Consider the following 4,813-nt stretch of genomic DNA (forward strand, 5'->3'; position numbering starts at 1 on the left):
CTTTTGTCAAATACTCATTGTCACTAAGAATAAATTCTAATGCCAAATCAGAGGCATCATAGTAAAGAGGCGTTCTTGCTTCATACTTTACATTTATAAGATACATTGGAGCCCATCTGAGTAGATGCTTATTTAAAAATTCACTCTGTGTCTCTCTTAAGACTTTAATTGACTCTTCATCATTTGCTTCAAGAGCCTTTACCTCAGCCTCGACAAGATGGTGCATAAACTCTAGCTCAACTCCAATATGATCAGCAGATACAGCTCTTGCAGCTTCATAATCAACCACAAAATTAAATGCACTGTACATATCAGTCACAGGATTTGCTCCGCCTGTTTCAATCTTTTGGTCTTCACGTGTGTAAAAAGTTTCATAAGGGATAAGGTGCAGTATAGATAAGTTTACAAAATCTGGGTTTAAATACTCCTCTAAGAGTTTTTTATCTTCGATCTCTAAAAAAGGTTCCCAAGTTTTAAGTGTTGGGAAAAAATCTAAAATATTCTCATCATTTCTTATCATACGCAGCATCCCCTCATCTAACTCTTGAAGTAGCACACGAGATAAAAGTGCATAAATATTTGCTCTTGCTTTGCTGTTTTGCATTCTTTTTTTCTTTATTTTGATTTTTTAGTTTATGATTCTATCTAAAAAGTCTAAATTTAGGATTACGAGTTTAAAATTTATATGCTCTCTTGCAATTGATTTAAAACAAATTTATTAGCTATTACATATGTTAAAATTCATCTAAAAAAGGATCTCTTATCACTTATACACTCATTCATACAATTCATATTTTTTCAGTTTTTATATATGGCGGTTTTTTATTTGTTGACATTCTATTTTTATCAAAAATGAATCAAACACTTAATCAAGAAGAGCTCGCTAAAGCTAGAGAAGCGATTATGGTACATGTAAGAAAAGTTGTCCCTTATGCTCTAATGGTGGCTGTTGCTAGTGGGCTCTTTCTTTTTTCTCAAGTTTTTGGAAAAATTGAAAATGGCTCACTCTCTTACTTTCAGACACTCCTTAGCATTAAAGCTTTTTTTGGATTGTGGTTAGGATTTAGAGGAATAAACCAAAAACTTTTCAAGATAAATCCATGGGTATTTAAAAATCACTTTTTCCCCTTTAGCCTCGTTGTCATCATTATCTTATTATCACAATTTATGTATTTATAGATAAAAGAAAAATAAGATAAATTCATAATAATATCTTTTAAAATATGCTATGATTCATTTAAATAATGTAATAAAGGCTCTTTAATGTTTAAAAATTTAAGTATTCATAAGAAGATGAACTATTTTATAGCGATGGTAACTGTCTCTGTATTCTCAGCAGCAATTTCTATATTTATAGCTATGGGATATGTAGATTCTCAGTATGAACATCTACATGAAAATTCTATGATTGGTGGATTGACAACACTAAAAATAGAAAAAAACCTAAATTATGTGAGCAGACTCTCAAGAGATATTATGCTTGGCGGAGATTATGAAAAAAACTTAGCAAACCTAGAAAAAACTCTACACAACATAGAGGATGGATTTAACTCTCTTGAGATACTTATGGCAAAAGATGACTCTCTTAATATGGTTAAAGAGGCAAAAACATCAACAATGCTATTTTTAAACAATACACTTAAAATGATGAAGTCTCTTGATGCCCAAGACATAAAAGACAACAAAACTCAAATCTATGCTAACTACTCTGAAGAGCTTACTCCTTTTGCAAACACGTCAAGAGACTCATTTAAAAAACTTGTAGAATTTAAATCTAAAGAGCTTGAAGATGCCTCTTCTTCACTAGCTAAAGTGTTAAATGTTTTTAAATACTTAGCTCTTGTTGCTGGTATTGCTGTTGGTCTTATTGTTTTAATACTCGCAACAATTATTAGAAAATCGATAACTTCTGGCATAAATAATTTCACATCTCTGATAGGCTATGTTGCTAAAGGTGATTTTAGTCATAAAGGCAGTGAAAATGATAGAAATACAGAGCTTGGGATTATGGGGCATGAACTATCTAAGCTTATTGAACATACACAAAATCTTATTCATGAGATAAATACAACAATTACAGATGCTTCAAAAGGTATCTTTTCTCATAAAATCTCATCTGATGGCATGAGCGGAGAGTTTGTAGATGCTATAGCGAGTGTTGAGAAAAGCATAGAGTTCATGAAGACTCAACATGAAAAAGCACAAAGAGATGTCTTTAACTCAAAAATCAGCACAAAGAGTGTAAATGTTTCAGAATCACTCTCGCTAATAATCTCTGATTTAAGCTCAAATATCAATGATTTAAAAACTATAACATCTGCTACAAAAGAGGCATCAGAATCTGCTATGAACTCAAAAAATGATATCTTAAATATCACACAAGAGTTAAACGCATTAACGGAGCAGGTAAATACAAACAACCACAGCATCTTAGAAATTACAAACCAAGCAAATGAGATAACCTCTGTAATTCAGTTGATTACAGATATAGCAGACCAAACCAACCTTCTAGCTCTTAACGCTGCGATTGAAGCTGCTCGTGCAGGTGAACATGGTCGTGGGTTTGCAGTTGTTGCGGACGAAGTGCGCAAACTAGCTGAGAGAACACATAAAGCAACAGGTGAAATTTCAGTATCTATAAAGTCTCTGCAACAAGATATGAATGAGATACAAACAAGCTCTGAGATGATGAAAGCAACAGTTGAAGAGTCCACTCAAAAAATGAATGGGTTTGAGAGTGCTCTAATCGAACTTAGTAATAACTCACTTAAAATGGTTGACTACTCTTTTGGAATGGAGAACAGCATATTTATAGTTCTTGCTAAGCTGGAGCATATCTTATACAAATCACGTGTTTATAACTCTATTGTTTCACTTAAAAAAATGTTTGAACAACAAGATACTCACCAGTGTGCACTTGGTATTTGGTACGATGATGAGGGCAAGAGAAGATTTGCTGAAACTTCATCATTTAACAAATTGTCAACTCCTCATGAGATAGTTCATAAAAATGCAAACGCTAATCTATTTTATTTAGATCAAAAAGCTGAGGAGGAGACTCTGAAAAATTCTCAAAATATTATTAATAACTTTGATAATATGGAAAAAGCTTCTGAAGAGTTATTTACACTTCTTGATACAATGCTTCAAGAGTCAAAATAGCTAAAAATTCTACTCCCACTCATCATAAATTGAGCTGGAGTGTTTCTCTTTTTTGTAACGCCTTGAGTTTTTAGTTTTTTCTAACTGATTTGAGATGTACAAAATATCATCTTTAATCTCTTCTATCTCTTTGTCACTATCTTGATAAGAGATAATCTTTTTTACAATTTTTTGAAGATCTTGCAAATCACCTTTGTAAATATCTATCTCTTCAACTCTATTTAGCACTTTTTGACTATTTTGTACCTTTTTAGAGTAACTCTCTTTTGTGATATTTTGAGTAGTTAAAAGGTAAGATAGAACGCTCTTATGAAATCGCTCCAATGCTCTTATGTATCGGAGTCTAAGTGAATTGTCTATAGCTTTTTGCGATGCCATCTCTAACCTATTATTTATTTGTTGATACAATTATAACTTAATAACAAACCATGGAGAGCAATACTTGAAAAAAATCTTAATTTCGTTTCTACTTCTGTCCGCTTCACTCTTAGCAACCGTTATACATGAAGAAGCTTCACAACAACTAATCGATTCTAAAACTCCGATTGTAGATATAAGAACACCCGCTGAATGGAAAGAGACAGGTCTTTTAAAAGGTTCCATTCCAATTATGCTTTTTGATGAAAAAGGCAACTACGACTTAAAAGATTTTATAGATAAATTAAACAAAGTAGTAGATACAAAAAAACAGTTTGCAATAATTTGCCGAACAGGGAGCAGAACTAGAGTTTTAGCACCATTTTTATCACAAAAATTAAACTATGATGTAATAAATATAAAAAGTGGCATACTATATGCCAAATTTATAAAACTTCCTATAGAGCCCTACTCTGCTAAATAGCTTTTCCTTCTATCTTATTTACTAACGCATAGAGCGTTGGTAGATAGACAAGATTTAAAATTGTTCCCCAAATAAGACCAAAACCTATAGAAATAGCGATTGGCTGAAGTATAACAGCCTGCCCTGTTGCATAAAAAATAAGAGTAAAAAGTCCTAAAAATGTAGTAAGCGTTGTTATAATAATTGGACGAAGTCTAAGTTTAGCCCTTAGTAAAAACTCTTCTAATTTATGAGTACCATGTAAAAAATCTAGCATTATTATCCCATCGTTGACAACGACTCCAGCAAGTCCTAATATCCCTATAATAGAAGTCATTGAGAGATTTATACCTAAAATTTTATGTCCAACGAGTGCACCTAAAACCGAGAGCGGAATAACACTCATAACCATAAGCGCATATTTTACCTTTGAAAATATCAATAAAAGAGATAAGAAAATCAAAAACAGTGCCAAAAATATAGCCTTTTGCATATCGTTTCTCAGTTGCTCCTTCTTCTCTTTTTCACCCAATAACATAACCTCTACACCACTCGCTCTTAGCTCATCTAGAGTTGGTTCAAGCTTGTCAAGAACCTCTTGTGAGGTTGTTTTCCTCTTATCAATAGTTGCAAAAAAGGTTTTTATAATACTTCCATTGAGTTTATTTATCTTCTCATAATCTCTTATCTCAATAATATCTGCGACTTGTGTTAATTTTACAGACTTACCCTCGCCAAAAGGAATACTAAAATTTAAAAAAGTATCAATACTATCTTTTTTAATATCCTCTGTTTTTATCTCCATCACACCTCTTTCATTGAAAGTTGTTG

6 protein-coding genes are annotated in these 4,813 nt (G+C 32.3%); 3 read left to right on the top strand and 3 right to left on the bottom strand.

Going from position 1 to position 4,813, the window contains the following annotated elements:
* Positions 1-604 (bottom strand): molecular chaperone (locus PHI38_RS09120; protein WP_299855366.1); only part of this gene is annotated, 604 nt, incomplete at its 3' end.
* A 248-nt stretch (positions 605-852) separates the two neighbouring features.
* On the opposite strand from PHI38_RS09120, the gene PHI38_RS09125 reads away from it, so the two are divergent.
* Both PHI38_RS09125 and PHI38_RS09130 read left to right on the top strand, forming a co-directional pair.
* On the top strand, positions 853-1,179 hold the full coding sequence (locus PHI38_RS09125; protein ID WP_299855369.1) for a hypothetical protein: 327 nt from the start codon (positions 853-855) through the stop codon (positions 1,177-1,179).
* Between the two features lie 84 nt (positions 1,180-1,263).
* Positions 1,264-3,162 (top strand): methyl-accepting chemotaxis protein, encoded by a 1,899-nt coding sequence (locus PHI38_RS09130; protein WP_299855372.1) that lies wholly within the window; start codon positions 1,264-1,266, stop codon positions 3,160-3,162.
* Positions 3,163-3,171: 9 nt separating this feature from the next.
* On the opposite strand, the gene PHI38_RS09135 is transcribed toward PHI38_RS09130, so the two are convergent.
* Positions 3,172-3,540 carry a hypothetical protein gene (locus PHI38_RS09135; RefSeq protein WP_299855375.1) on the bottom strand — a complete coding sequence of 123 codons (369 nt, stop codon included), beginning with the start codon at positions 3,538-3,540 and terminating at the stop codon, positions 3,172-3,174.
* Positions 3,541-3,604: 64 nt separating this feature from the next.
* Here PHI38_RS09135 and PHI38_RS09140 point away from each other — a divergent pair, with 64 nt between their 5' ends.
* Entirely contained in the window at positions 3,605-4,003 is a 399-nt protein-coding gene (locus PHI38_RS09140; protein WP_299855377.1) for a rhodanese-like domain-containing protein, read from the top strand.
* On the opposite strand, the gene PHI38_RS09145 is transcribed toward PHI38_RS09140, so the two are convergent.
* Positions 3,996-4,813 (bottom strand): efflux RND transporter permease subunit (locus PHI38_RS09145; protein ID WP_299855380.1); only part of this gene is annotated, 818 nt, incomplete at its 5' end. The genes PHI38_RS09140 and PHI38_RS09145 overlap by 8 nt on opposite strands.

The organism is Sulfurimonas sp. (genome assembly GCF_028694895.1).
In the GTDB taxonomy this organism is placed as follows: domain Bacteria; phylum Campylobacterota; class Campylobacteria; order Campylobacterales; family Sulfurimonadaceae; genus Sulfurimonas.

Bases quoted from the DNA above. Each gene is read 5' to 3' on its own strand.
- PHI38_RS09125 (WP_299855369.1), top strand. From the start codon at position 853: ATGAATCAAACACTTAATCAAGAAGAGCTCGCTAAAGCTAGAGAAGCG.
- PHI38_RS09130 (WP_299855372.1), top strand. From the start codon at position 1,264: ATGTTTAAAAATTTAAGTATTCATAAGAAGATGAACTATTTTATAGCG.
- PHI38_RS09135 (WP_299855375.1), bottom strand. From the start codon at position 3,540: ATGGCATCGCAAAAAGCTATAGACAATTCACTTAGACTCCGATACATA.